The sequence below is a fragment of the Sphingobium sp. TomMM15 genome (assembly GCF_055397045.1).
In genome coordinates this window covers 1,248,390-1,273,212 of the sequence record NZ_AP027314.1, presented here as the reverse complement: position 1 = coordinate 1,273,212, position 24,823 = coordinate 1,248,390, and the positions used below count along the sequence as shown (strand labels likewise).

The 24,823-nt window shown below is 61.1% G+C and carries 24 protein-coding genes and 1 tRNA gene; 20 read left to right on the top strand and 5 right to left on the bottom strand.

Going from position 1 to position 24,823, the window contains the following annotated elements:
* Nucleotides 1–324 precede the first annotated feature (324 nt).
* The 5 genes from ACZ51H_RS06495 (at nucleotide 325) to ACZ51H_RS06475 (ending at nucleotide 4,068) form a co-directional block, all read left to right on the top strand.
* A complete protein-coding gene (locus ACZ51H_RS06495; protein ID WP_464802808.1) occupies nucleotides 325–1,350 on the top strand; it encodes an amidohydrolase family protein in 1,026 nt (341 codons plus the stop codon).
* Nucleotides 1,351–1,456: 106 nt separating this feature from the next.
* Nucleotides 1,457–1,861, top strand: a complete 405-nt coding sequence (ligA, locus tag ACZ51H_RS06490) for a protocatechuate 4,5-dioxygenase subunit alpha (protein WP_404954720.1) — start codon at nucleotides 1,457–1,459, stop codon at nucleotides 1,859–1,861.
* A complete protein-coding gene (locus ACZ51H_RS06485; RefSeq protein WP_464802807.1) occupies nucleotides 1,861–2,709 on the top strand; it encodes a class III extradiol dioxygenase subunit beta in 849 nt (282 codons plus the stop codon). The genes ligA and ACZ51H_RS06485 overlap by 1 nt, the downstream gene beginning before the upstream one ends.
* Nucleotides 2,710–2,730: 21 nt before the next feature.
* Nucleotides 2,731–3,093: a hypothetical protein gene (locus ACZ51H_RS06480; RefSeq protein WP_464802806.1), complete on the top strand. Its 363-nt coding sequence runs from the start codon at nucleotides 2,731–2,733 to the stop codon at nucleotides 3,091–3,093.
* Nucleotides 3,094–3,129: 36 nt separating this feature from the next.
* Complete coding sequence (locus ACZ51H_RS06475) at nucleotides 3,130–4,068, top strand: Gfo/Idh/MocA family oxidoreductase (protein ID WP_464802805.1); 939 nt, start codon at nucleotides 3,130–3,132, stop codon at nucleotides 4,066–4,068.
* On the opposite strand, the gene ACZ51H_RS06470 is transcribed toward ACZ51H_RS06475, so the two are convergent.
* A complete protein-coding gene (locus ACZ51H_RS06470) occupies nucleotides 4,029–4,916 on the bottom strand; it encodes a helix-turn-helix domain-containing protein (protein ID WP_464802804.1) in 888 nt (295 codons plus the stop codon). The genes ACZ51H_RS06475 and ACZ51H_RS06470 overlap by 40 nt on opposite strands.
* Nucleotides 4,917–5,029: 113 nt before the next feature.
* Here ACZ51H_RS06470 and pobA point away from each other — a divergent pair, with 113 nt between their 5' ends.
* Nucleotides 5,030–6,199, top strand: coding sequence for a 4-hydroxybenzoate 3-monooxygenase (pobA, locus tag ACZ51H_RS06465; protein WP_464772531.1), 1,170 nt, complete (start codon nucleotides 5,030–5,032; stop codon nucleotides 6,197–6,199).
* 46 nt (nucleotides 6,200–6,245) lie between these two features.
* On the opposite strand, the gene ACZ51H_RS06460 is transcribed toward pobA, so the two are convergent.
* From ACZ51H_RS06460 to ACZ51H_RS06450, 3 genes are all read right to left on the bottom strand, one after another.
* A tRNA-Glu gene (locus ACZ51H_RS06460) sits at nucleotides 6,246–6,320 on the bottom strand.
* A gap of 287 nt (nucleotides 6,321–6,607) precedes the next feature.
* On the bottom strand, nucleotides 6,608–7,396 hold the full coding sequence (locus tag ACZ51H_RS06455) for a SapC family protein (protein WP_449473299.1): 789 nt from the start codon (nucleotides 7,394–7,396) through the stop codon (nucleotides 6,608–6,610).
* A 126-nt stretch (nucleotides 7,397–7,522) separates the two neighbouring features.
* Nucleotides 7,523–8,962, bottom strand: coding sequence for an FAD-binding oxidoreductase (locus ACZ51H_RS06450; protein ID WP_464802803.1), 1,440 nt, complete (start codon nucleotides 8,960–8,962; stop codon nucleotides 7,523–7,525).
* A gap of 77 nt (nucleotides 8,963–9,039) precedes the next feature.
* On the opposite strand from ACZ51H_RS06450, the gene ACZ51H_RS06445 reads away from it, so the two are divergent.
* Nucleotides 9,040–9,474, top strand: a complete 435-nt coding sequence (locus ACZ51H_RS06445; protein WP_464772529.1) for a hypothetical protein — start codon at nucleotides 9,040–9,042, stop codon at nucleotides 9,472–9,474.
* A 123-nt stretch (nucleotides 9,475–9,597) separates the two neighbouring features.
* Nucleotides 9,598–10,944 (top strand): DEAD/DEAH box helicase, encoded by a 1,347-nt coding sequence (locus ACZ51H_RS06440; RefSeq protein WP_464772528.1) that lies wholly within the window; start codon nucleotides 9,598–9,600, stop codon nucleotides 10,942–10,944.
* A gap of 46 nt (nucleotides 10,945–10,990) precedes the next feature.
* Here the strand turns inward: ACZ51H_RS06440 and radC are convergent, their stop codons facing one another.
* Complete coding sequence (radC, locus tag ACZ51H_RS06435; RefSeq protein WP_449473294.1) at nucleotides 10,991–11,686, bottom strand: RadC family protein; 696 nt, start codon at nucleotides 11,684–11,686, stop codon at nucleotides 10,991–10,993.
* Between the two features lie 130 nt (nucleotides 11,687–11,816).
* Here radC and ACZ51H_RS06430 point away from each other — a divergent pair, with 130 nt between their 5' ends.
* The 12 genes from ACZ51H_RS06430 (at nucleotide 11,817) to ACZ51H_RS06375 (ending at nucleotide 24,723) form a co-directional block, all read left to right on the top strand.
* Entirely contained in the window at nucleotides 11,817–15,038 is a 3,222-nt protein-coding gene (locus tag ACZ51H_RS06430) for an intermembrane phospholipid transport protein YdbH family protein (RefSeq protein WP_464802802.1), read from the top strand.
* Nucleotides 15,035–15,223, top strand: coding sequence for a YnbE family lipoprotein (locus ACZ51H_RS06425; RefSeq protein WP_196225806.1), 189 nt, complete (start codon nucleotides 15,035–15,037; stop codon nucleotides 15,221–15,223). Before ACZ51H_RS06430 ends, ACZ51H_RS06425 begins: the two co-directional genes overlap by 4 nt.
* Entirely contained in the window at nucleotides 15,220–15,621 is a 402-nt protein-coding gene (locus tag ACZ51H_RS06420; protein ID WP_449473290.1) for a DUF1318 domain-containing protein, read from the top strand. The genes ACZ51H_RS06425 and ACZ51H_RS06420 overlap by 4 nt, the downstream gene beginning before the upstream one ends.
* A 174-nt stretch (nucleotides 15,622–15,795) precedes the next feature.
* On the top strand, nucleotides 15,796–16,119 hold the full coding sequence (locus ACZ51H_RS06415) for an AtpZ/AtpI family protein (RefSeq protein ID WP_449473288.1): 324 nt from the start codon (nucleotides 15,796–15,798) through the stop codon (nucleotides 16,117–16,119).
* 46 nt (nucleotides 16,120–16,165) lie between these two features.
* Complete coding sequence (locus ACZ51H_RS06410) at nucleotides 16,166–16,951, top strand: F0F1 ATP synthase subunit A (RefSeq protein ID WP_196225809.1); 786 nt, start codon at nucleotides 16,166–16,168, stop codon at nucleotides 16,949–16,951.
* A 54-nt stretch (nucleotides 16,952–17,005) separates the two neighbouring features.
* Entirely contained in the window at nucleotides 17,006–17,233 is a 228-nt protein-coding gene (locus ACZ51H_RS06405; RefSeq protein WP_021240110.1) for a F0F1 ATP synthase subunit C, read from the top strand.
* An 85-nt stretch (nucleotides 17,234–17,318) separates the two neighbouring features.
* Nucleotides 17,319–17,813, top strand: coding sequence for a F0F1 ATP synthase subunit B family protein (locus ACZ51H_RS06400; RefSeq protein ID WP_464772526.1), 495 nt, complete (start codon nucleotides 17,319–17,321; stop codon nucleotides 17,811–17,813).
* A complete protein-coding gene (locus ACZ51H_RS06395; RefSeq protein WP_464772525.1) occupies nucleotides 17,806–18,420 on the top strand; it encodes a F0F1 ATP synthase subunit B family protein in 615 nt (204 codons plus the stop codon). Before ACZ51H_RS06400 ends, ACZ51H_RS06395 begins: the two co-directional genes overlap by 8 nt.
* Nucleotides 18,421–18,899: 479 nt before the next feature.
* Complete coding sequence (uvrC, locus tag ACZ51H_RS06390) at nucleotides 18,900–20,816, top strand: excinuclease ABC subunit UvrC (RefSeq protein ID WP_464802801.1); 1,917 nt, start codon at nucleotides 18,900–18,902, stop codon at nucleotides 20,814–20,816.
* Between the two features lie 367 nt (nucleotides 20,817–21,183).
* Nucleotides 21,184–22,842, top strand: coding sequence for a sensor histidine kinase (locus tag ACZ51H_RS06385; RefSeq protein WP_464802800.1), 1,659 nt, complete (start codon nucleotides 21,184–21,186; stop codon nucleotides 22,840–22,842).
* Nucleotides 22,843–23,058: 216 nt separating this feature from the next.
* On the top strand, nucleotides 23,059–23,841 hold the full coding sequence (locus tag ACZ51H_RS06380; RefSeq protein WP_464802799.1) for a DUF2569 domain-containing protein: 783 nt from the start codon (nucleotides 23,059–23,061) through the stop codon (nucleotides 23,839–23,841).
* A 696-nt stretch (nucleotides 23,842–24,537) separates the two neighbouring features.
* Entirely contained in the window at nucleotides 24,538–24,723 is a 186-nt protein-coding gene (locus ACZ51H_RS06375) for a Flp family type IVb pilin (RefSeq protein WP_464772520.1), read from the top strand.
* Nucleotides 24,724–24,823: the final 100 nt, after the last annotated feature.

Sequence of the window (24,823 nt, the reverse complement as noted above, 5' to 3'; positions counted from 1 at the left end):
TTCGTCATCCCAGCGAAAGCTGGGATCTCAGGCGGCTTGGGTTCGGCCTTGAGGCAGGAGATCCCAGCTTTCGCTGGGATGACGGGAGATGCTGGGATGACAGGAGTTGGGCGAGGGCGCTTCTCGCCTTCGTCACCCCGGACTTGATCCGGGGTCTCGCTGGCTGAGTGCGCGGGGATGGAGAAGCGGGACCCCGGGTCGAGCCCGGGGTGACGAGCTTGGTGGGGGCGGAATAAGGCATGAGATGCCAGCTTGCGCTGGGATGACGGAAACTGGCCGATGACGGCGATGTGCAAATGCTGTGATTGAAGGACTGAGAGACGAATGAGCCTGATTATCGACTGCCATGGCCATTATACCGTGCTTCCCAAGGGGCATGACGGCTGGCGGGAAGAGCAGAAGGCGGCGTTCAAGGCAGGCGTTGCTGCGCCGCCTTATCCCGAGATCAGCGATGACGAAATCCGCGATACGATCGAGTCCAACCAGTTGCGGCTGATCAGGGAACGGGGCGCGGACCTGACGATCTTTTCTCCGCGTGCTTCGGCGATGGCGCCGCATGTTGGGGATGCGGAGGTCGCCCGGGAATGGGCGATGCGGTGCAATGACCTGATTGCGCGGGTGGTGGGGCTGTACCCCGAGACTTTCGCTGGCGTGTGCATGCTGCCGCAGTCGCCAAAGGCCGACATGGGCAACAGCATTGCCGAACTGGAACGGTGTGTCACCCAGCTGGGCTTTATCGGATGCAACCTTAATCCCGATCCGGGCGGCGGGCATTTTCAGCATCCGCCGCTGACGGATCGTTACTGGTATCCCTTTTACGAGAAGATGGTCGAGCTGGACGTTCCGGCGATGATCCATGTGTCGGGCAGCTGCAACCCGGCGATGCATGCGACCGGGGGCTATTATATCGCGGCGGACACGATCGCCTTCATGCAGTTGCTGGAGGGGGATTTGTTCGCGGATTTCCCGACGCTGCGCTTCATCATTCCGCATGGCGGCGGCGCGGTGCCCTATCATTGGGGGCGGTATCGGGGGCTGGCGGACATGCTGAAGAAGCCGAACCTCGACACGCATCTGATGAACAACATCTTTTTCGACACCTGCGTCTATCATCAGCCGGGCGTCGATTTGCTGGCCGATGTGATCGACAATAAGAACATCCTGTTCGGTTCGGAAATGGTCGGCGCAGTGCGCGGGATCGATCCGACGACCGGCCATTATTTCGATGACACCAAGCGCTATGTCGATGCGCTGGATATCAGCGATGCGGAACGGCACGCGATATTCGAGGGCAATGCCCGTCGTGTCTTCCCCCGTTTGGACGCGCAACTGAAGGCGCGCGGTCTGTGAGCTTCCACACCCCCCATTTATCCCTGTGGGTGGTGGCTCCATCTCCCGTCCTTGCTGTGGAAGGACGGGGCGGGAGATGGATTTTTCTTTGTCTGGAGAACCGCCGATGAGCGTTGATATCCATGAATATCTGGCCGAGTTCGACGATATACCCGGTACGCGCGTCTATACCGGAAAGCGCGCGCGGCAGGGTTATTGGATGAACCAGTTCGCGATGAGCCTGATGAAAGGCGATAATCGCGAACGGTGGAAGGCGGACGAGCGCGCCTATCTGAACGAATGGCCGATGACCGAAGATCAGCGGCAGGCGATTTTGGATCGCGACTATAATCGTTGCCTGGATCTGGGCGGCAATATCTATTTCCTGGCCAAAGTATTTTCGACCGACGGCATGTCCTTTTTGCAGGCGGTGGGAACCATGACCGGCATGAGCACGGAAGAGTATCAGGCCATGATGATTGCCGGAGGGCGATCACCAGAAGGCCAGCGTTCGATAAGGGAGAAACGTTGATGGCCCGCATTACCGCTGGCGTAGGGACCAGCCATGTGCCGGCGATCGGCGCGGCGATGGACAATGGAAAGGTGGGAGAGCCCTATTGGGCGCCGCTGTTCGCCGGATATGACTGGTCGCGGCAATGGATCGCGCAGGAAAAGCCGGATGTCGTGATATTGGTTTATAATGACCATGCGTCGGCGTTCGACATGAAGATCATTCCGACCTTCGCGATTGGTTGTGCGGATCGCTATGGCATTTGCGACGAGGGATGGGGGCCGCGGCCGGTGCCGGACGTGGAGGGGCATGCGGACCTGGCCTGGCACATCGCGCAGAGCCTGATCCTGGACGAGTTCGACATGACCATCATCAATGAGATGGATGTCGATCATGGGCTGACCGTGCCGATGAGCCTGATGTTCGACCAGCCAGACAAGTGGCCGGTCAAGGTCGTTCCGCTGGCCGTCAATGTCGTCACCTATCCGCCGCCGTCGGGCAATCGCTGCTGGATGCTGGGCGAGGCGATCGCGCGGGCGGTGGAGAGTTTCCCCGAGGATCTGAACGTGCAGGTGTGGGGCACGGGCGGGATGAGCCACCAGTTGCAGGGGCCGCGCGCGGGTTTGATCAATGCGGAGTGGGACAATCGCTTCCTGGACCTGTTAAGTGCCGAAGATAATGGGCAGTTGCGCGCCATCCCGCATATCGAATATCTGCGGGAAACCGGATCGGAGGGGATCGAGATGGTGATGTGGCTGATCATGCGCGGTGCGCTGGGCAAGAAGGTCACGCCGCTGCATCGCCATTATCATGTTCCCGCATCCAATACGGCGGTCGGGCATCTGGTGTTGAAACCCGACGATTCATAACGACAATCGAAGGGATGGATGATGGCGCGCGCCGACATCGAGGATGCCTTGGTCAGGCTGGAGCAGGTGCATAAGCAGCTGGGGGAGCTATCCACCGGTGCGGAGCCGGGCTGGGAAAAGCAATATTTGCAGGCTCGGCGGGCGTTGCAGGAACAGATCAACCGATTGTGCCAGGCGGATGCGCAGTTGAACCTGTCCGATGAGGATAGCCGCCGGTTTCGCGATGCCTTTGGCAAGTTCCGGACGGCGACGGCGTTGCACCAGGCGGATTGGCCGGTCGTCGAAATCGACCGGCAGAACCCAGGATATAGTCAGTCTGCCGCCAATGTGGGGCAGACCTATCAGCAATTCATGACGGTGATGCGCGCGCTGATGCAGCGATAGCCAGAGTGCGCGGCCAGTAAGATGAGGAGTTAGAGTATGAGAATCGCGCTGGCCGGTGCGGGGGCTTTTGGTGAAAAGCATCTGGATGGCCTGAAGACTATCGACGGCGTGACCGTCACCTCGCTGGTCGGGCGCAATTTGGAGCCGACGCAGGCGATCGCGGCAAAATATGGGATCGGGCATGCGACGACTGAGCTGGCCGAGACTTTGCAGCGCGATGATGTCGATGCGGTGATCCTGTGCACGCCGACGCAGATGCATGCGGAACAGGCGATAGCTTGCATGGACGCGGGGAAGCATGTTCAGGTGGAGATACCGCTGGCCGATAGTTGGGCCGATGCGCAGGCGGTATTGCGCAAGCAGGAGGAAACGGGGCTGACCTGCATGGTCGGGCATACGCGGCGGTTCAACCCGAGCCATCAATGGGTGCATCAGCAGGTCAAGGCGGGCGCGTTCAACGTTCAGCAGATGGATGTGCAGACCTATTTCTTCCGGCGCAAGAATATCAATGCGAAGGGCGAGGCGCGGTCATGGACCGACCATCTGCTGTGGCACCATGCGGCGCATACGGTGGACCTGTTCGCCTATCAGGCGGGGCGGATCGTGGACGCGCATGCGATGCAGGGGCCGATCCATCCCGAACTGGGCATCGCGATGGACATGTCGATCCAGCTGAAGAGCGAGAGCGGAGCGATCTGTACGCTTTCGTTGAGCTTCAACAATGATGGGCCGCTGGGGACGTTCTTTCGCTATATCGGCGACACGGGCACCTATATTGCGCGCTATGATGACCTGGTGAACGGCAAGGAAGAGCCGATCGACGTGTCGAAGGTGGACGTGTCGATGAACGGGATCGAGTTGCAGGACCGCGAATTTGTGAGCGCCATCCGCGAGGGGCGGGAGCCCAATTCGAGCGTGGCGAAGGTGTTCGACTGCTACCGGGTGCTGGGCGAATTGGAGAAGCAGCTGGGGTGAGCGCGCCAGTCGCGGGGTGAGCGGCCGGTGTGGCGGGCGAAGAAGCGGGAGAAATAGGCGGGGTCTTCGAACCCCACCGCATAACCGACCTCCGCGACGGACAGGTTGGAATAAAGGAGCAGGCGGCGGGCTTCGAGCAGGGCGCGCTCGTCGAGCATGGCGGCAGGGGAGAGCCCTGCGGCGCGAGCGCAGGCTTGGCGGAGCGCGGTTTCGCTGACGCCCAGCGCGCGGGCGTGGGCAGCGACAGGCTCCCGCTTGCGAAAACGCTGTTCGATCCGATCGCGCAGACGGGCGACGAGACGGGCCTGGCGGCCGCCGCTGCTGGCGCTGGCGTCGGACAGGGCGGCGTGGCGCAGCGCCTGGACCATGAGCCAGAGGAGGAGCGCTTCGACCGCCGCGCGCTGGGCAGGGCCGGACCATGCAAGCTCGCGGGCGAGCGCGCCGATGCGGGTTTCCACTTCGGCGGCGCTGGGCACGGCGATGGCACGGGGTGCGCGGAAGAGCGGTTGGAGGTCGGCGTCACGCTCCAGCAGGTGGTGGAGGTAGCTGTTGGCGATGGTGATGACCCAGCCACGGGAGTCGCGGTGCCAGGAAAAGCCGTGGATGATCCCGGCCGGCATCAGCAGCAGGCAGGGCGCTTCAAATGTGACGCTTTCGCCATCCGCCCGCATCGATCCGCCGCCTTCGGCGATGAGGATGATATGGTTGAGATCGCGATGGAGATGCGGTTGGATCGTCCACTCACTGGGGCGGGAGCGGTCGTCCAGACTCTCGACATGTACGAAGCCTTCCGCAACGCTACGTTGCGGTTCTCCATAGAGGTAGAAGCTGGGGACGGGGGTGGTCATGGCTACGTCCGGAAAGCTGCTGGATCGTCCAAGTCATAGGCCAGTTCGCCCATGTCCCGCAAGCAGCATCGGGCGCATCATGCGCGGCGTCGGAAAGCTGCGAAGAGGATGTCATGAAGACGCAAGTCGCCATCATAGGCGCGGGGCCTGCCGGGTTGCTGCTCGGCCATTTGCTTCGGGCGGAGGGGCTGGAGGTCGTCGTGGTGGAGCGAGCCTCACCCAGCTATGTCCTGGGCCGCATCCGCGCAGGCGTGCTGGAGCGGACCACGACGGATTTGATGGACCGGCTGGGCCTTGGCGAGCGGATGCATCGTGAAGGGTTGCCCCATGACGGCTTTCACCTGGCCAGCGGCGATCGGTCGATCCGCATCGATATCGCGGGCCTGACCGGACGGCAGGTCATGGTATATGGCCAGACGGAGATTACCCGCGACCTGATGGAAGCGGCGGCCGGGCGCGGTCTGGAGATCATCTACGAAGCGGCTGACGTGGCATTGCATGACGTTGACAGCGACGTGCCGTACCTGACCTATAGCAAGGATGGTCGGCAGGAGCGGATAGATGCTGAATTCATTTGCGGGTGCGACGGCTTTCACGGTCCTTCGCGGCGAGCCATACCGGCTGGCGTAGCGACCGCCTATGAGAAGCTATATCCGTTCGGTTGGCTCGGCATCCTGGCGGATGTGCCACCGTGCGATGACGAACTGATCTATGCCAATCATGAGCGCGGCTTTGCGCTGGCGTCCATGCGATCGGGGACGCGCAGCCGCTATTATATTCAGGTGTCACTGGATGAACGGATCGAGGATTGGCCGGACGATCGGCTGTGGGATGAGCTGGCAGTGCGGCTGGGGCCTGAAGCGGGTGCGCGGATGGTGCGCGGGCCAGCATTGGAGAAGTCGATCGCGCCGCTGCGATCCTTCGTATTCGAGCCGATGCAATATGGGCGGTTGATGCTGGCGGGGGACAGCGCGCATATCGTGCCGCCGACGGGAGCGAAGGGGCTGAACCTCGCGGCGTCGGATATATTCTATCTTTCGGCGGCCTTGACTGGATGGTTCCGGCGGGGGGACGGGGACGCGATAGCGGGCTATTCCCAGCAGGCGCTGGCGCGGATCTGGAAAGCGGAACGATTTTCCTGGCAGCTGACGCGGCTGATGCACCGTTTTCCGGAAATGGATGCGTTCGACCGGCGAATGCAGGTTGCTGAGCTGGACTATATTGCCTCTTCCAGGGCGGCGCAGGCGGCTATCGCGGAAAATTATGTGGGATTGCCGCTCTGAAAGGACTTAGGGCTGCATCGCAGCATTCTGCGCCCAAATAGGTAAGTGGTGACCCCTACGGGAATCGAACCCGTGTTTCAGCCGTGAGAGGGCCGCGTCCTAACCGCTAGACGAAGGGGCCTTGGCCGCTCGGGCGGCTGGCAGGCGGTGGCGTTTAGGGGGAGAGGGGTTCGCCGTCAAGCGAAACCACTTATCCTGTCCGGCCCATAAAAAACCACCCCATGTATTACATGGGGTGGCCAAGGTTCAGGGAGGAGACGCCTCCAAAAGGGGGAGGCGCCCATACGACACACCCGAAAGGGGGGCAGGTGCGCCGTATGTTTGGAAGATAAAGAAGGTCCCGCTCACTTTCAAGTGGCGAGCAGAAACCTTTTCTATCGCATTATTGATGCAGGTTAATTTATAGCGTCATGCGTCGGCGGTCTGGGGCGCTGCCGGGACGGAAATGGGACCTTTGCCCTGCGTGATCTGCGACTCGAAAACTTCGCGGATCAACTGCAGCGAGAAAAGATGCGCGTAGATAAGGGGCAGCATGCCGTTCTGGCTGATCTTCCGCAGTTGATCGCCACGCATGTCACGCAGCTTTTCTTCGTTCACCATGCGGAAGCCGCGATAGACGAACGGCTGATCGTTGCCGGGGACCTGGATGGCGACTTCGCCGTCCATCAGCAGGTCCAGTTCCTTCAGGTCCTTCATGAACTGGCCAGTCCGCGCGGCGGCCTGTTCGAAATCCTCGCAGAATTTGAGGACGCCCTGGGTGAGTTCGGTCGGCTTGCCATCTTCGAAAAGGGGCTGGCCTTCCTCAAACTCGCCGACCGCTTCGCTGGTCGGATCGAAGCAGAGCGACAGTTCGTCGGTGTCGGGGCGCAGCTTCGCCAGCATCCATGGATAGCGGCGGACATAGGCGGGGACATAGGCGGGACCGCGCAGCTTGCCTTCATCGTCGAGGAAGGTGTTGACGCCTTCATTAAGGCCCATCAGCGCCAGCGGCACCGCTTCGTCGCCAGCCGAGAAGATGATCGGCACGAACCGTTGGGCCGCGACGAATTCATCGACGGTCAGGGGAACGGCATGCTGCTTCGTGAGGAAAGGCGCGGACTCCACCGAGCGGCTGCGATAGCTCGCATGATCGACGCTGCTGAGCGGGAGCAGGTCGTTGTAAAACACGGGGAGATTGTTGGCGGGCGCGCTAGCCATGATGCTGTTCTTCCATCCTATCGAAGCAGCGCATGTTGGCTGCACTGCCTTTCCTAAAAACTGGGTGTGGGCGATAAAGACCTTGTGGGTGGGAGGCAATTGCTTTGTCGAGCTGCCCCGCTGCCTCTAGCCCTCTTCGGGACGGGGGATCAGCTTGTCCGGGTTCATGAGGCCAAGGGGATCAAGCGCAGCCTTGATCGCGCGCAGGGCATGTAGCCGGGCGGGACTGGCAAGGCGGCCGAGTTCGGCCCGTTTCATCTGGCCGATGCCATGTTCCGCCGAAATGGAGCCGCCCGCCGCGACGACGGCATCATGGACGAAGGCGTTGATCGACTTCCCTTCTGCCGCGATCCAGGCGGGGCCGTCCGTCGTTCCCTTGGGCGCGCGAACATGGAAGTGGACATTGCCATCGCCAAGATGACCGAAGGAGGAGGCGGTGGTTCCCGCGAAGGTGCGTTCGGCCGCCGCGGCTATGTCGATCATGAAGGCGGGCATGCGGGCCACGGGCACGCTGATGTCAAATTGCAGCGCCGGTCCTTGCGCCCTCTCCGCTTCGGAAAGCGATTCGCGCAGGCGCCAGAACGCCGCTGCCTGAGCATCATTGGCGGCGATCGTGGCATCGACAGCGAGTCCTTGTTCGAGTGCTTGCGCCAGCGCTCCTTCAAGGCGCTCGGTCGGAGATGGGCTGGACAGGTCGGCATGATCGACTTCGATCAGCACATGCCAGGGCGTGCGCGTCTCGATCGGGCATCGGGTGCCGGGAATGTGGGACAGGACATGGCCAAGACCATCGTCGGCGATAATCTCGAACCCCTCGACGCTGTCCCCCAATTGCCTTTCGCTCAGGCGGAGCAGGGCGAGCGCATCGGCGGGCGAGCGGACGCCCACCCAGCCGACTGCGCGGATCGCGATGGCAGGGGCGAGGCGGAGCGAGGCGGCGGTGATGATGCCGAGCGTTCCTTCCGCGCCGATCAGCAATTGTTTGAGGTCATAGCCGCGATTGTCCTTCTTGAGCGCGTCGAGGCCGTTCAGGATAGTGCCGTCGGGGAGGACTGCCTCCAGCCCCTCGACAAGTGCGCGCATCGTGCCATGGCGCAGCACCTGAGTGCCGCCCGCGTTGGTCGATATCAGGCCGCCGATCGTCGCCGATCCCTTCGCGCCGAGGCTGAGCGGGAAGCGGCGCCCGGCTTGCTCCGCAGCATCGTGCAGGGTTTCGAGGATGACGCCTGCTTCGCATATTGCGAGATTGTCGTCGGGAGAAAGGGAGCGGATGCGGTTCATCCGGCGCAGCGACAGGATAAGTGCCGACCCGTCATCCGGAGGAGTCGCGCCGCCGACCATTGAGGTATTGCCGCCCTGAGGAACCAGGGGCACGTGAAGATCAGCTGCGAGTGCGACGGTCGCGGCAACTTCGTCCGTATTGGAGGGCTGGAGAATGGCGGCAGCGGCGCCGTGAAAACGTCCCCGCCAATCGGTGAGCCAGGGAGCGATGTCGTCCGCATCGGAAACGACGCCTTTCGGTCCCAGCAAGGCTATGAACCTATCGATGATGTCTTGCCCTATCATACTGCAATGCTATGCCCCGGAATTCATCGACGGTTCAACCACCGGCCCATAGCGTGCCGCCCCAAAAGGGGTTCGATTTGCTTCATTCCGTCCTGTTGCTCCTTGTCGCGCCCGTGAGTGAGCCCGTGCAATTGGCGCAGATGTCGATCGAGCAACGGATCATTATTCGCGTGCCAATGGCGAAAAAGGGACGAGCGCCCGCGCGCATTGCTCCGCAGGCGGGGCGTGCGTGGAAGGAAAAGAAGGGGCCGCGCTGCATCGCCTTGCGGTCGATCCGGTCAGCCAGCGTCATTGTGGATAATGGCGTCGATCTGCTGCTGGCCGATAATCACCGCTATAGGGCTCGGCTGGAGCGGGGGTGCAGTTCGACAGGCTTCTACTCGGGATTTTATGTCGAGCCGGATGAGGATGGGTCGCTTTGTTCCGGGCGCGATGAATTGCAAGCGCGAAGCGGGCTTAGTTGCGTGATCGACAGTTTCCGGCGATTGGAAGAGGCGGACAGGGACGATTGACCCCTGTCGAAACGCGCTCCGATGCGCGATTTTCTTGACAAGATACCAATATTTCCGCAAGGCGCGCGCGATTTCCGTGACGCATGAGCGCGTTGCGGAAGAGCCTCTGTCCCGGACAATTGAATGACTTTTGCCGATCTCGGCCTTTCCGATGAACTGTTGAAGGCCGTTAACGAGGCCGGATACGATACGCCCACGCCGATTCAGGCGCAGGCGATCCCCCCCGTACTGATGATGAAGGACATTATCGGCATCGCGCAGACGGGGACGGGCAAGACCGCCAGCTTCGTTTTGCCGATGATCGACATTCTGGCTCATGGCCGGGCTCGTGCGTTGATGCCGCGTTCGCTCATTTTGGAGCCGACGCGCGAATTGGCGGCGCAGGTTGCCGAGAATTTCGAGAAATACGGGAAATATCACAAGCTCAACATGGCGCTGCTGATCGGCGGCGTGCAGATGGGCGATCAGCTCAAGGCCCTGGAAAAGGGCGTCGATGTGCTGATCGCCACGCCGGGCCGACTGATGGACCTGTTCCAGCGCGGCAAGATATTGCTGAACGGCTGTTCGATGCTGGTCATCGATGAAGCTGACCGCATGCTGGACATGGGGTTCATCCCGGACATTGAGGAAATCTGCACCAAATTGCCCTCGCAGCGGCAGACACTGCTGTTTTCAGCGACCATGCCCGCGCCGATCAAGAAGCTGGCGGATCGGTTCCTCAGCAATCCCAAGTCGATCGAGGTGGCGCGGCCCGCCACTGCCTCCACGAACATCACCCAGAGGCTGGTGAAGGTTGATTCGCGCAAGAAGCGCGAAGCCCTGCGCGCGATGCTGGAGCAGGAGGAAGTGCTGAGCGCGGTGATCTTCTGCAACCGCAAGACCACGGTTCGTGAACTGAACAAGAGCCTACAGCGCTACGGTTTCAAGTCGGGCGAGATTCATGGAGATATCGATCAGTCTTCGCGAATTGCCGAACTGGAGCGGTTCCGGGCGGGATCGGTGAATATCCTGGTAGCGTCCGATGTCGCTGCGCGCGGGCTGGATATCAAGGGCGTCAGCCACGTCTTCAATTTCGATGCTCCCTGGCATCCCGATGACTATGTCCATCGCATTGGCCGTACCGGGCGTGCGGGGGCATCGGGTGTCGCCTATACCTTTGTGACCCCGGAAGATGCCGAGGCGATCGATAATATTCAGAAGCTGATCGGGCAGAAGATCGAGACGATCGACACCCCCGCTGCTGCCGCTGCAAAGGTGGATAAGGCCGAAGAGCCGCGCCGGAATAGCGAGCGGAAGGTGGAGCGCAAGCCCGCCAAGCGCAAGGATGACGAACCGCGGGAAGAGCCTCGTCCTGCCCGCCAGCAGGATAATGGTTCAAAGTCGCGTCGCGCCGATGTTCGGGATGAAGGTCCGGATGAGGGCTGGAACGGACCTGTGCCTGAATTTCTTTCGGTGGGGTTCGAGGGTTAGGACGTCTGTGGAACGTCCTTCCTGGCGGTGGGTAAGAAGGACGGCCCTACAATAGCCCCATCGCGCGCAGGCTGCTGTGTCCCTGCGATCCGATGATGATATGATCATGCACCGCGATGTTGAGGCGCTTGCCTGCCTCCGCAATCTGGCGCGTGATCTCAATGTCCTGACGGCTGGGTTCGGGAGAACCGCTTGGGTGGTTGTGCACCAGGATCAGCGCTGATGAGCCAAGGTCGATGGCGCGGCGAATGACTTCGCGTGTGTAGATGGCGGCCTGGTCGATCGAGCCGTCGCCCATATGTTCGTCGCGGATCAGCATGTTGCGGCTGTTGAGGTGAAGCACGCGAACGCGCTCCACTGGGAGATAGGCCATGTCGGCACGCAGATAGTCGAGCAGGGCTTGCCAGCTTGCAAGGACCGGACGCTGTGACACCTCATTGCGGAGCATGCGCAGAAGGGTGGCATGCACGATCTTGACAGCGGCGATGCTGGTGTCGCCCATGCCGGGGACGCGCGCGATCGCCTGCCAATCGGCGGTCATCAAGCCGCCGATGCCGCCAAATTCACGCAGCAACGCCTTCGCGAGCGGCTTGGTATCGCGGCGGGGAATGGCAAGGGCCAGCAGATATTCGATAAGCTCGTGATCGTGCAGCGCATCGCCGCCGCTCTCCGCCAGCTTCTGCCGAAGCCGGGCGCGATGCCCCACGCCGTCATGGCTGACCACAACTTCCCTGTCCGCCAATGCCTTATAATCCCCCGTTCAGAGAAATGGGCCTATGCGTTGCGCAAAAATCGGGCAAGGATATTTAGGGAGCGTCAGACGTTATGCAGGCGTTACGGATCGAGTGTGAAAGCCGGGGTTGGCCATAAGCATGGAAGTTGAGGACGGCGAAGAGGGAGTTCGCCGCGGCTGGTTACGCTGGCTGGGCGTAGGGACGGGGTCTCTGGCGCTGATCCTTGTTGCGTTGTGGACCCAGCGAGCGCCGATCGCGGAAAATTTCATTGGGCGGGAGATGAACCGGCGCGGCGTCCAAGCAAGCTATGACCTGAAGGACATTGGCCTGCGCACCCAGCGTATCGAGAATATCGTCCTTGGCGATCCGGCGAATCCCGATCTGACTGCCCGGTGGGTGGAAGTGGATCTGGCCTTCACCGGCCTGTCCCCCCATGTCGCGGCCGTGAGGGCCGGGGGCGTGCGGCTGCACGGTTCTTATCGTGATGGGGTGCTCCGGCTCGGAGAATTGGACAAGTTCCGCGATCCTGCGTCTAAGGCGCCATTCAGTCTACCGGACATCGTCCTCGCGCTGCGCGATGCGCGCATGCGGCTTGAGACCGACGCCGGAGTGGTCGGTATGCAGATCGACGGCAAGGGTAATCTAAGGTCGGGCTTCGACGGCCGCCTTGCCGCTGCCATGCCACGGGCGGCGTTCGCGGGGTGCAACGTGGCGGGCATGACCGCCTTGCTGGATGTCGCGATAAGAAATGAGCGGCCGCATTTGGTTGGACCGGCGCAGGCGACGGCTCTTGGATGCAGGAGCAGCGCGACCGGCGCGGCGAAGCCGAGAGCGGACATGGATGTCTGGATCGGCAAGGCCCTGGATCGGTGGAACGGCCATGTCGTGCTGGGAGCGGAGGCGTTGAAGTCCTCTGGCATGGTGCTGGCGAAGCCCGTCGGGCGGATCGACTTTGATGGCAATGCGTTGGCGATGGCTGGCCGTGCGCGGATCGGCGCGGCGGCACTGGGTATGGCGGGTCTCAAGGCAGGTCAGTCGGAGATTGTCGGCGCTTGGAGCGTCGCAAAAGGTAAGTCACAGGCCAGCGGGCGTTTGTCGGCGCATCAACTGAGCCTTCCCGGACGTGATCCTCTGGTGGGATTGAAGCGGTCTGCGGCGGGCACGCCTTTGGCGCCGCTGGCCGAACGGCTGGCCGATGCGGTGCGCCGCGCGGGGGAGGATAATGTGCTGCGAACCAGCCTGGCCTTCGCGCAGAGCGGCCAGGGTGGGAGCGTGGTGCTGACGAACAGTGGATTCGAATCGCGCAGCGGCGCGCGTGTGACGATTCCTGGTGATGGCAGGGTGACCATTGCCTGGCCGGGCAAGGCGGGAGCAGCTGTCGACTGGGCGCTGGATGGCGCGCTCACGACGGACGGGGGTGGGCTACCGAAGGCTGCACTGCGGCTGGCACGGCGGCCGGGTGGCGGATTGGGTGGGCAGCTTTTTATCGACCCATATGCCGCTCGCGACGCCAGGCTGGCGCTCGACCCTGTACGTTTTACCGCCGGACCTCGGGGAGATACGCTCTTTTCAACAGTGGCAAGGCTGGACGGCCCTTTGCCCGGCGGGCGGCTACGCGGCCTCATGATGCCAGTCGTGGGACAGCTGAATGCTGATGGCTCGATAGCGATCAACCGGCGCTGCGTGCCGTTGGCGTTGGAGGAGGCGCAGTACGGCAGCTTTTCTGTCGGGCGTACCCGGCAGACACTGTGCCCAATCGGCGGTGGCGCTCTGGTCGCGACGGGGCCGGGCGGGGTGAGCGCGGGGGCCGAGATTCGCAATCTCGACCTGCGAGGACGTAGCGGCCAGAGTCCGATGCGGCTGTCGGCGGAGCGGGCAAGGGTCGCCATCGGTCAGGAGGGCTTTTCGCTATCTCGGGCGGAACTGGCGATCGGGCCTGAAGCATCTCCGGTACGGCTGGTCGCGCAAACGCTGACCGGCCGGGCTACGGCACAGGGTCTGGCGGGAAGGCTGGCAGGGACCAACGCGCGAATCGGTTCCGTTCCGCTAATCGTGGAGGATGGCGCGGGCGAATGGAGCTTCGCCCAAGGAGTGTTGAAGCTCGCCGCGTCGGTGATGGTGCGCGATGCCCAGACGCCGGGACGGTTCGAGCCGTTGAAGGTGCCGGACTTCGCGCTCAGCTTGCGGGACGGCCGAATCCTGGCGACAGGAACGTTGCGGGCGCCGCGCAACGATGCCTTGGTGGCGCGTGCGGACATCGCGCATGATCTGGGCTCCGGCCGGGGCAACGCCGACCTGACCGTGCCGGGGTTGGTGTTCGGTCCCAATTTGCAGCCAGAGGACGTGACCCGCCTTGCGCTGGGAGTTGTCGCCAACGTCAATGCGACGGTAACGGGCGAGGGACATATCCGATGGAACGGCACGGATGTGACCAGCGATGGCGTGTTCCGCACCGACAACGCCAAGCTGGCGGCGGCGTTCGGTCCGGTGGAGGGAATGTCCGGCGAATTGCGCTTTACCGATCTGCTGGGGCTGGTGAGTGCGCCGGGGCAGGAAATGCGGATGAGGATGGTCAATCCCGGCGTCGAAGTGCGCGATGGCCTTGTCCGCTACCGGCTGGAGCCTGGGCAGAAGGTTCGCATCGAGGGCGGCGGCTGGCCCTTTTCCGGAGGGCAACTGGTTTTGTTGCCGACGACCATGGACTTCAGCGCCGATGTGGACCGCTATCTGACGTTCCGCGTCATCGGCATTGATGCGGGTGCCTTCATCCAGACGATGGAGCTTGAGAATATATCGGCCACAGGCACGTTCGACGGGATCATGCCGCTGATCTTCAATGTCCAGGGCGGGCGCGTCGCGGGGGGCGTGCTGACCGCAAGGCAGCAGGGGATGCCGCCGCTCATCATGCCCGAAGGGGTGCTGCCCACGGTGCCGTGCGATCCCAACCGCCAGTCGGGAACGCTGTCCTATGTCGGGCCGGTCTCGAACGAGCAATTGGGCGTGATGGGCAAGCTGGCCTTCGACGCGCTCAAGAATATGCAATATAAATGCCTCACCATCCTGATGGACGGCGCGCTGGATGGAGAGATGGTGACCAATGTCGTGTTCAACGGCGTCAACCGGGGGAAGCTGGGCGATGTGCCGGCGGGTATGGCGCGCAACCTGACCGGATTGCCCTTCATCTTCAATGTGCGCATCGCGGCGCCATTTCGCGGCCTGCTGGGCACGGCAAAATCCTTCATCGATCCCACTATGCTTATCCAGAACAGCATAGGGGATCAGATGCAGGAGAAGATTCGCCAAGGGATTGCAGTTAACCCTGCGGAAAGCGACACTGTGAGAAACAGGGAACAGAAATGAAGACACAAGCTATCTTTGCGGCGGGTTTCGCCGGTTTGGCCCTGACGGGCTGCATCCAGGTGAAGGCACCGGACAAGCCGATCGAAATCAACCTGAATGTAAAGGTGCAGCAGGAGGTCGTCGTACGACTTCAGCGCGATGCACAGGATCTTATCCAGAATAACCCGGAGTTGTTCCCGCAATGACACGCAAGCTTTTGATGATCGTCGCAGGTGCCGCCGTCGTGCTGGCCACGGGCCTTGTTGCGAGCGCGCCTGCTCGCGCGCAGTCGGGCGCGGTTGCCGCTGCAATGGCGGAGGGCGCCGTGGGCGAGCAGGCGGACGGCTATTTGGGCATTGCTGGATCGGTGAGCGCGGCGGTGCGATCGGAAGTCGAATCGATCAACATCAAGCGGCGCGCGGCCTACACCGACCTTGCCAGCAAGCGAGGCGTCACGGTTCAGGATATGGCGGCAGCCACGGGTTGCCAGACATTGAGCAACCGCGTGAAGCAGGGCCAGGTTTATCGCGTGGGCGCGGGACCCTGGCAAACCAAGGGTGCCGGGCCGATCGCCCTGCCGAGCTATTGCGCGACCGCCGGGTAATTACGCGACTGCGGGGTGTTTCGCCGCTGTGCCCGGCGGAAGCGCAATTCTCCTGTCCAACTACGGTTGACTATCCCGAAAGCCCTTTCTAAACGGGCCGCGCCTTGACGGGTGCAACCGCACGCGCCATGCCGCCTGACGTTGGCTTATCTGCCTGAACGAAAAGGAACGGCCATGACGCAGGATGTGCCCGGGCAAGACCCGGCAAATGAGGACGAGCGCATCACTTCCCTTGAGGAGCGGATCGCGAAGGCCGAACGAGCCGAAAAGGTCAGACAGGGGACCACTAAGCAACAGGGCGATGATGGATCGCGCCTGGGCAACAGGGTTCTCGCAGAACTGATCGGCGGTCTTGCCGGTGGTGCCGTGGTTGGTGGGACTTTGGACTACTTTCTGCGAACATCCCCTTGGCTCCTGCTGGCGTTCCTCGGTCTTGGGATCGTGGTTGCTTTCAGGAACATCATCAGATTGACGACGACGAAGCGTCCCGGCGAATAGGGGCGCTTTTATCTTAGTCCGAATACCAGACGTTACAGGGGTCAACGTGGCAGAATCCGGCAAAATCGATCCGATGCACCAGTTTGCGATCGAACCGCTGTTCGGTACGGATCACTTGTCGCTTGGCGGCTTCAACATCGCTTTCACCAACAGCGCGCTCTACATGGTGGCTGCTGCTGTGGTGCTGTGGATTTTCGTGATCGGCGGCATGAAGCGTGAGCTGGTGCCCGGGCGCTGGCAGATGGCGGTCGAATATATGACCGGCTTCATCAAAAGCCTGCTGATCGCCAATGTGGGTGAGGGCGGCAAGAAGTATATTCCTTATGTCTTCTCGCTGTTCATGTTCATCCTGCTGGCAAACCTGCTTGGCCTGCTGCCGCTTGGTTTGATCGGCTTGCATCCCTTCACCTTCACCAGCCACTTCACGGCTACCGGCGTTCTCGCGATCCTGAGCTTCTCGATCGTGCTGATCGTTGGCTTCTGGAAGCATGGCTTGCACTTCTTCTCGCTGTTCGTGCCCCATGGTACGCCGCTGCCTATGATCCCGGTGATCTTCCCGATCGAGCTGGTGTCCTTCATGGTGCGGCCGTTCAGCCTTGGCCTGCGACTGTTCGTCGCGATGACCGCCGGGCACGTTCTGCTCAAGGTGCTGGCCGGGTTCGTCATCAACAGCTCCAACGCGGGTGCCGGATATGGCCTGACGGTCGGTTCCGCCAGCTTCATCCTGATGATCGGTATCAGCGCTCTGGAAGTGCTGGTGGCGGTGATCCAGGCCTATGTGTTCGCGCTGCTGACTTCGGTTTATCTGAACGACGCCGAGAACCTCCACTAAGTTTCCACTATTTTTCCAACCATTTGTTCGAGTTTAGAAAAGGGAGTTTACGACATGGACGCAGAAGCCGCAAAGCTGCTCGGTGCTGGCCTGGCCGCGATTGGTGCGGGCCTCGCCTCGCTCGGTGTGGGCAACGTGTTCGCATCGTTCCTGGAAGGCGCGCTGCGCAATCCGGGTGCCGCTGACGGCCAGCAGGGCCGCCTGTTCATCGGTTTCGCCGCAGCCGAACTTCTGGGTCTGCTGGCGTTCGTTATCGCCATGATCCTGGTGTTCGTGGCCTGATAACCGCTTGGCGTGCGGGCAGAGCGGCTGTCGCCGTCCCGCCCGCACGCATGAATTGACGGCGCCCTGATCGGACGGACCTATAATGCCTCAAATCGCGCAAATTGCCGAAACCTATGCATCTCAGATTTTCTGGATGCTGCTGACATTCGGCTTTGTCTTCTTCGTCATAGGCCAGGGTATGGTCCCCAAGGTTCAGGCGACGGCCGACGCGCGCGACGCGAAGATCACAGGTGATCTGGACGCGGCCAAGGCTGCCTTCGCCCGCGCCGATGAGGCAGAGGCTGATTATCGCACCCGCGATGCGGAAAGCAGGGCTGCGGCCCAGGCAACGCTGGCCCGTGCGAAAGCGGAAGCTGCGAAGGCTTCCGAAGGACAGCTTGCTGCCGCCGATGCTGAAATCGCCACGCGGATCGGCGCTGCCGAAGCCCGCATCCAGGCGGCCAGCCAGGCAGCGATGGCAGAGATTGAAACCGTCGCCGCCGAAGCGGCGCGCGACATGGTCGCTCGTATTTCCGGCGTGAACGCGTCGGACGAAGCGGCCCGCAACGCAGTAAAGGCGGCACTGGCCCATGGCTGAGGCAGCAGCACAGCATAGCGAAGGTACGCCTCCGCATCTTGACGACGCAATTCACTCCGAAGGGATGGAGCCGGTAGGCACCGTCGCGCATGAAGGCGTGGCGCCGCATACTGATCCGAAGGCCGTTGGCATGGACGCGACCGCCTGGGTCAGCCTGGCGATGGCGGTCTTCATCCTCATTCTCCTGATCAAGAAGGTCCCCGCGCTGATCGGCAATGTGCTCGATGGCCGGATCGCCCAGATCAAGGAACAGTTGGCGGAAGCTGCAAAGCTGCGCGCCGAGGCTGACGCGCTGAAGGCTGAATATGAAGCGAAGCTGGCCAATGCGGCTGGTGAAGCCGAAGCGATGCGCAAGTCGGCCGAGAGCGAAGCGGCAACGCTGCTCGAAGATGCCAAGGCCAATGCGGTAGCGCTGGTTGCCCGTCGCCAAAAGATGGCCGAGGACAAGATCGGTGCAGCGGAGCGCTCTGCCATTGCGGGCATCCGTACAAAGGCAGTCAACGCTGCCACCAGCGCGGCTGCGACGCTGATCGCGCAGAACCATGACGCGGGCGCGGATCGGCAGTTGGTGGATAGCGCAATCAAGGGTCTTGGCCCCAGCATCTGAAGCCGACGATTTCGTCTTAAAAAGGGTCGATGCGGTTTGTCGCACCGGCCCTTTTTTATGTCTGGATGTGGATCGGCCTTGTGTGTTCCCAGCTAATATCTCGCGCGATGTGCCGACCATAGAAGATTGACCGGCAAGCCCGCTGTTGTCGATGACCATGCGGAGCTTGGTGTCGCTCCCCTGCGTCCGGTTATGAGCAGTTTGAATATCGTGCACGCCGACGATTCGGATCTCGGAAACGATTCCCTGGCCATGCGGATGTCGAGCATCTCCGGGTTGCCGAGGATCAAAGTCTCTACGATTATTTCCGGTTATCCGCGCTCCGATGTTGGAAGGGGGGGGCGGATATCGCGGGCACCTAATCACGCGTGAACAAGGCCAAAGATGGTCAAGGTGGTTCGCGCTGATTTAGGCTCCAAGGTTCAGGAAGCGGCGCCCCAGCCATTGCGCTTGTCTGTGTCACCGCTATCTCTGCACCCATGTCGCATCCCCAATCTCCCGACCGTTTTCATGAGGACAAGGCCAGCTTTACCGTACGCGGAGCAGGTGCGCCGGATATCGAGGCAGGGGTGGAGGCGATCCGTACCACGCTAAAGACTCTGCCGACGCGGCCTGGTGTTTACCGGATGCAGGACGCTCGCGGTGACGTTCTCTATGTTGGCAAGGCGCGGGCGCTGCGCAATCGGGTGGCAAATTATACACAGGTAGATCGCCTGCCAAAGCGGTTGCAGCGCATGGTGGCGCAAACGCGGTCGATGACGATCGTGACGACTAACAGCGAGGCAGAGGCGCTACTGCTGGAAGCGCAACTGATCAAACGGTTCCGGCCGCCTTACAATGTGCTGTTGCGGGACGACAAAAGCTTCCCCTTCATTCTTTTGCGGGAAGATCATGACTTTCCAAGGGTCCAGAAACATCGTGGCGCACGCAAGTATAAGGGGCGCTATTATGGGCCGTTCGCCAGCGCGGGATCAGTGACGCGGACGATCAATGCGCTGCAAAAGCTGTTCCTGCTGCGAAGTTGCACGGACAGCTTCTTTGCCAATCGGTCGCGGCCCTGCCTTCTATTTCAGATCAAGCGTTGTTCGGCGCCCTGTGTCCAGCGGATCGACGAGGCGGGCTATGCAGAGTTGGTGAAGGATGCGCAGGATTTCCTGGGCGGCAAATCGACTGCCGTGCAGAAGAAGCTGGGCGAGGCGATGCAGGCCGCTTCGGAAGCGATGGATTTCGAACAGGCCGCGGTTCTGCGCGACCGGCTGAAGGCGTTGACCTTCATTCAGGGTAGTCAGGCGATCAACGCCGAAGGGCTGGGCGATGCGGACATCTTCGCGCTGGCGACGAAGGGTGGTTCGATGTGTATCCAGGCCTTCTTCATTCGGGGCGGACAGAATTGGGGACATCGTAGCTTCTTCCCTGTCCACACGGCTGAAGTGGCAGAAGAGGAGGTGCTGGCTAGTTTCATGGCGCAATTTTACGAGGAAGTGCCGCCGCCTAAATTGATCCTGTCCGACCGCGCGCCGATGGAATGCGAACTGATGGCGCAGGCTCTGACGGAGCGCATCGGGTCCAAGGTGCGGATCGAGGTTCCACAGCGCGGCGATCGGACGCGGCTGATCAAGCAGGCGCAGCGCAATGCGGTGGAGGCGCTGGACCGAAGGCTGGCCGAGACGACGACGCAGGCTAAGATTCTGGAAGAGATGGTCGAGACATTCGGGTTGGATGGCGTGCCTGACCGGATCGAGATTTATGACAACAGCCATATCCAGGGAAGTCATGCGCTGGGCGCGATGGTGGTCGCGGGGCCGGAAGGTTTCCGCAAGAATGCCTATCGCAAGTTCAACATGAAGAACCCCGAAACATCGAACGACGACTTCGCGATGATGCGCGAGATGTTTGAGCGGCGTTTCGGCCGGGCTGCGCGGGAAGATCCTGATCGCGATAGTGGGGAATGGCCCGACCTGGTGCTGATCGATGGCGGTAAGGGGCAGTTGTCGGCGGCGCGGGCGATCCTGGAAGATTTGGGGATCGAGGATATTTGCATGATCGGTATCGCGAAGGGGCCGCATCATGGGCGTGATGGACGGGAAGTGTTCCATATGCCGGATGGGCGGGAGATCAGTTTCCCGATCAATCATCCGGTGCTGTTCTATCTGCAACGGCTGCGGGATGAGGCGCATCGTTTTGCGATCGGGGCGCACCGGCAGAAGCGGAGCAAGGCGATTTCGACCAGTTCGCTGGATGAGGTGCCGGGAATTGGTCCGTCGCGGAAGAGGGCGCTGTTGATGCATTTTGGAACGGCGAAGGCGGTGAAAAGCGCGGCGCTGGAAGATTTGCTGAAAGCGCCGGGGGTTTCGAAAGCTGTGGCGCAGCAGATTTTTGATTATTTTCATGGATGAGATGGCGAGAAGAATCATCTTCTGAAATCATCGTTTCGGGTTCGGAACGATAGGATTTGGGGCATGTGATTGACTTTGCCCCTGATTTTTCCTGTTGCCCTTGCGTAATGAAGGTAGGCCTGCGATGGTCCGGTCAGACGCTGACAATCATGGCGCGGGTTCGGGAGAAGGGGTCGTGAGGAAGATGAGCTTTCGTTCATCGTCGCGGAGTGATTTCGCTAATTTACTACGTCCGTTGCAATCTATCATTGCTCTTGCCCGGATATGTCATTTAGATTCACTTCACCCTTATTAAGTGAAATCAGAAGATACTTATCCGAAGACATATATCCAGTCCTATAAGATAGGCGGGCGGAGTTGTGAGAGCATGATCAGAAGACATGCCGAACTGCTGCGGACCTTGGGCAGGCGGCGTTCGTTCGCCCCGTCCGCGCTTCGGCCATGGCGCATGCTGGACGTCACGCGGCTTGTGCTCGCCAGCGTCTATGGCTTTGTTAGCTTTGTCTTCGCGACGCCCCGGTCCTGGGCGGAGGCCGTGGAGAACGGCATCATCGCCGCCATGCTGCTGCTGGCCGTGGGTGCGTTGATCCTGTCCGGGCGGTCCTGGGTCACGGAATTGCGCATCCGCAAGCCGGTGGTGTGCCTGGATGCTCTGCTGTTCCTGGCGCTGCTGGTCGTGACCAACGCATCGACCAGCCCCTATTTTCCCGGCAGCTTGTTCGTCGTGGTCGAGATCGCGCTGATCGTCCGGCGGCGCTTCCACCTGTTTGTAGGGGCGTTTGCAGCGATAACCGCGATGCTGATCATTTGGGTGAATGACGTGGTTGCGGTTCCATCCGAACCGGACGCCGAACGGGTTGCGTTGCGCGTCCTCTACCTTGCGGTGGTGATCACGGTGACGGGCATGTTGCTAGGCCCGCGCCGCGAAAAGCTGCTTCAGCAGGAGCGGGCAAGGAGGCTGACGGAAGGCAGTCTGACGCTGGCAAAGGGCGGGGCTGGCGCCTTTCTGTTGCAGGCGTTGAAGATCGCGACGGGCGGTGAAAATGGCGCGTTGCTGTTCCGTACCGCCAGCACGGAACCCTATCGTTTTGCATCAAGCCGCTCCGGCGACAGCATGCCGGAGGGCAGCGACGCATTGCTGGCGGTCGAGACGGGATGGCATGACCGCCGCCGTGGCGCGTCGATCAGTCTTTCGCAGGACGGTGTCAGCCAGATCGAGCCCCTGACGCGGAGTGGTCGGGCCTGGGCGGTTCTGCTGGATGCCGAAACGGTGATGACGCTGCACGTTTCGCTGGGCACGTTTGAGGCGGCGGGCGCGGTTCAACTGGACGATCCGACGCATGAGGATGTGGCGGCGATCGCCCAGCGGGTGTTCGAAAGCGCGTGCGAAGAGCTGATGGTCCGCAATAGCCTGGACCTGGCCCATGTCATCGCAGGCGCGCGGGAGCGTGAGCGGTTGCAGCGGGAGTTGCATGACAGCGTGTTGCAGGCGCTGGCCAGCATCCGTTATCAGGCCGCGCCGGTGCTGAATGGGACGGTAGAGGACGCCATTCCCGTGCTGCGCACTATCGATCAGATCGCGAAGGATCAGATCGGCACCATAAGATGGATCATCAATCCGGTTCGGGATGAGGATGATTTTGCCTACCTGCCTGAAACACTGTCGATGGTCGTTCGGTCGTTGGCGCAGCAATGGGGCATAGAGTGCGACCTGCGCGTGGAGGAGGGCAATTGCGCCACCAGTGCGATGATCGGCCGGGAACTGAGCTTTGCCGTGCGCGAGATCGTCGCCAATGCGGTGCGCCATGCCGGAGCGCGGACGATGGACTTTTCCCTGCGACCGGCGGGCAACCGGATCGCGTTGCATGTGACGGATGACGGGGTGCCAAATCTGGCGAGGCTGGGGTCGACCGGCGCGGTGCAGTCGCGATCGTTGATGCGGCGGATACAGGGATTGGGGGGCGAGGTGTATTTGCACAATCTGGGCGGGCGGACGATGATTCAGATTACTGTGCCGCGGAAGTGAGGGGTGGGGTGGTGTTGGGGGAGTCGAGGTTAGGGTGGGCATTTGGGGGATGTTGCGCGTTTTCCCCTCCACCGGCTTCGCTGGTCCCCCTCCCCATGCAGGCATGGGGAGGATTAAAGGGCAGAACCATTTGGGGGGCGGGGCGTTTTACCGTGAGTTAACCAGAATGATTGATAATCCGCCCTTCTAGTTGGCGGGGCGGAGGTCCGGGTTTCCATGGTGCGATTGGTTCAGGATCATCTTTACCGCAAGAGCGTGGCGCTGGTGCTATCGTTGCAGCTAAACCTGGAGCGCATCATTGCCGCCTGGGTCGTGATCGCAGCCTTTGCCTGCGGGCTGCGACTGGCTTTTCCCGCTACACCCTATGCGGGAGTTCCCTGGACGAGCGAAGCGGGGCTGTTGCCCTATCTGCTGGTCATAGGCGCGCCGGTGGCCACGCTGCTGCTAGGCCTCAAGCTGTTTCCGGCCGGGCGCGTGCATGCGCAGCCGAGCTTTCGGCTGGCGAAGGTCGGCCGGTGGCGCAAGATCGACTGCCTGAAGGCGCGCGAGATGTCGCAATTCGGGCTGTATGGCGTGATGGCGTCGCTGTTGCTGGGCATCGCGCTCAATGTGCCGGTGCGGACGCTGGAGTTTTTGAGCGCCGTGCCTGCGCTGGGCAGCTATGCGCCGACATGGTTCGTCAGCCTGTATGCGGTGATGCTGGCGGACGTGGTGTTGCTGTCCTGCCTTTACATGTTCGCCTTTGCCATGGCGTTGCGCATGGTGCCGCTGTTCCCCCGCTTTCTGGTGATGGTGTGGGGCGTGGACCTGATGGCGCAATTGGGAATTGCGCAGTTGGTGGCGCGCATCGGGGATGTGCCCCATGCCGTTGAGCTGGCGCTGGTCGACCTGCTGACCGGCAATATCAAGAAGGTGCTGATCAGCTCGGCGCTATGGCTGCCCTATCTGCTGCTGTCGGAGCGGGTGAACGTGACTTTTCGCAACCGAGTGAGCGCCTGAAAGCGTTCGGGGTGATCCCGAACTGATCGGATGGTTCGGCAGGGCAGGGAGCCGGGCCGAGTCGTTTTCCAAAAAATGCTGGTGATTCGCGGGCCGTAAGGCGCGGCGGGTTGTTGCTGATTCGCGATGGAGCGTGAGGTGCGACGCCGAGCGGTGGTGCGAGGCTGTACCCTTAAAAGGTGACGGGGCGGAAGGGTTGGTGGAGCTATTGGTGGCGAGCATGTGGTCCGACGGATCACCAAGAGCCATGGATATATATCGTTAATTAGACCTTTATACTGCTAAGAAGCAAAAGTATAGATTTGCGTTATTCGTAGTTTTATTGTTATTTGTGCAAGATATATTGGTAGAAACGGAAAAATGCCTAAAAGTAAATGGGCGAATTTCTGTAGATTTCAAGCGATATATAACCAAGGATATATTAAGCAATTCGGCAGAGTTACTTGCAAAGTCGGATATTGAAATCAAAAATGGTTAACAGAAAATTCCCGTAAAACATTGTAAAATATGGTCTTTTTTTACCATGTTGACTTGCATCAGCTTTGAGCCAATTTGGGGACAAGTTCTACGGGAACTGCCCAACTGCCTGGCGAGTGGAGAAACCACTGCTGGGGTCGCCAGGTGGCAAAGGCCCCTCCGCAGAACTGTGCGAGAGCAGCCGGGAAAATGGTTTCCGGTCAAATAGGGGTAAAAGACATGACTTTTTTCAAGAACCTTTGGAATGATCAAAGCGGTGCTTCGGCAGCGGAATATGCGCTGATCCTGGCGATCGTGGGTACGGGTATTGCGGTTGCCGCCTTCACGCTCGGCACGTCGATTTCCAACGCGATGGACAAGGCATCGAACTGCATTAGCCGGGCTCCCAGCAACGCCGCTTGCTGATAGGTTCAATGTTTTCGAGACGGTCGGCGGTTTGTCGACCGTCTCAACAGACCTTACAGTTCCGGGGGGAGTAGTTGTGGGGCAGCGCAGATCTCTAATA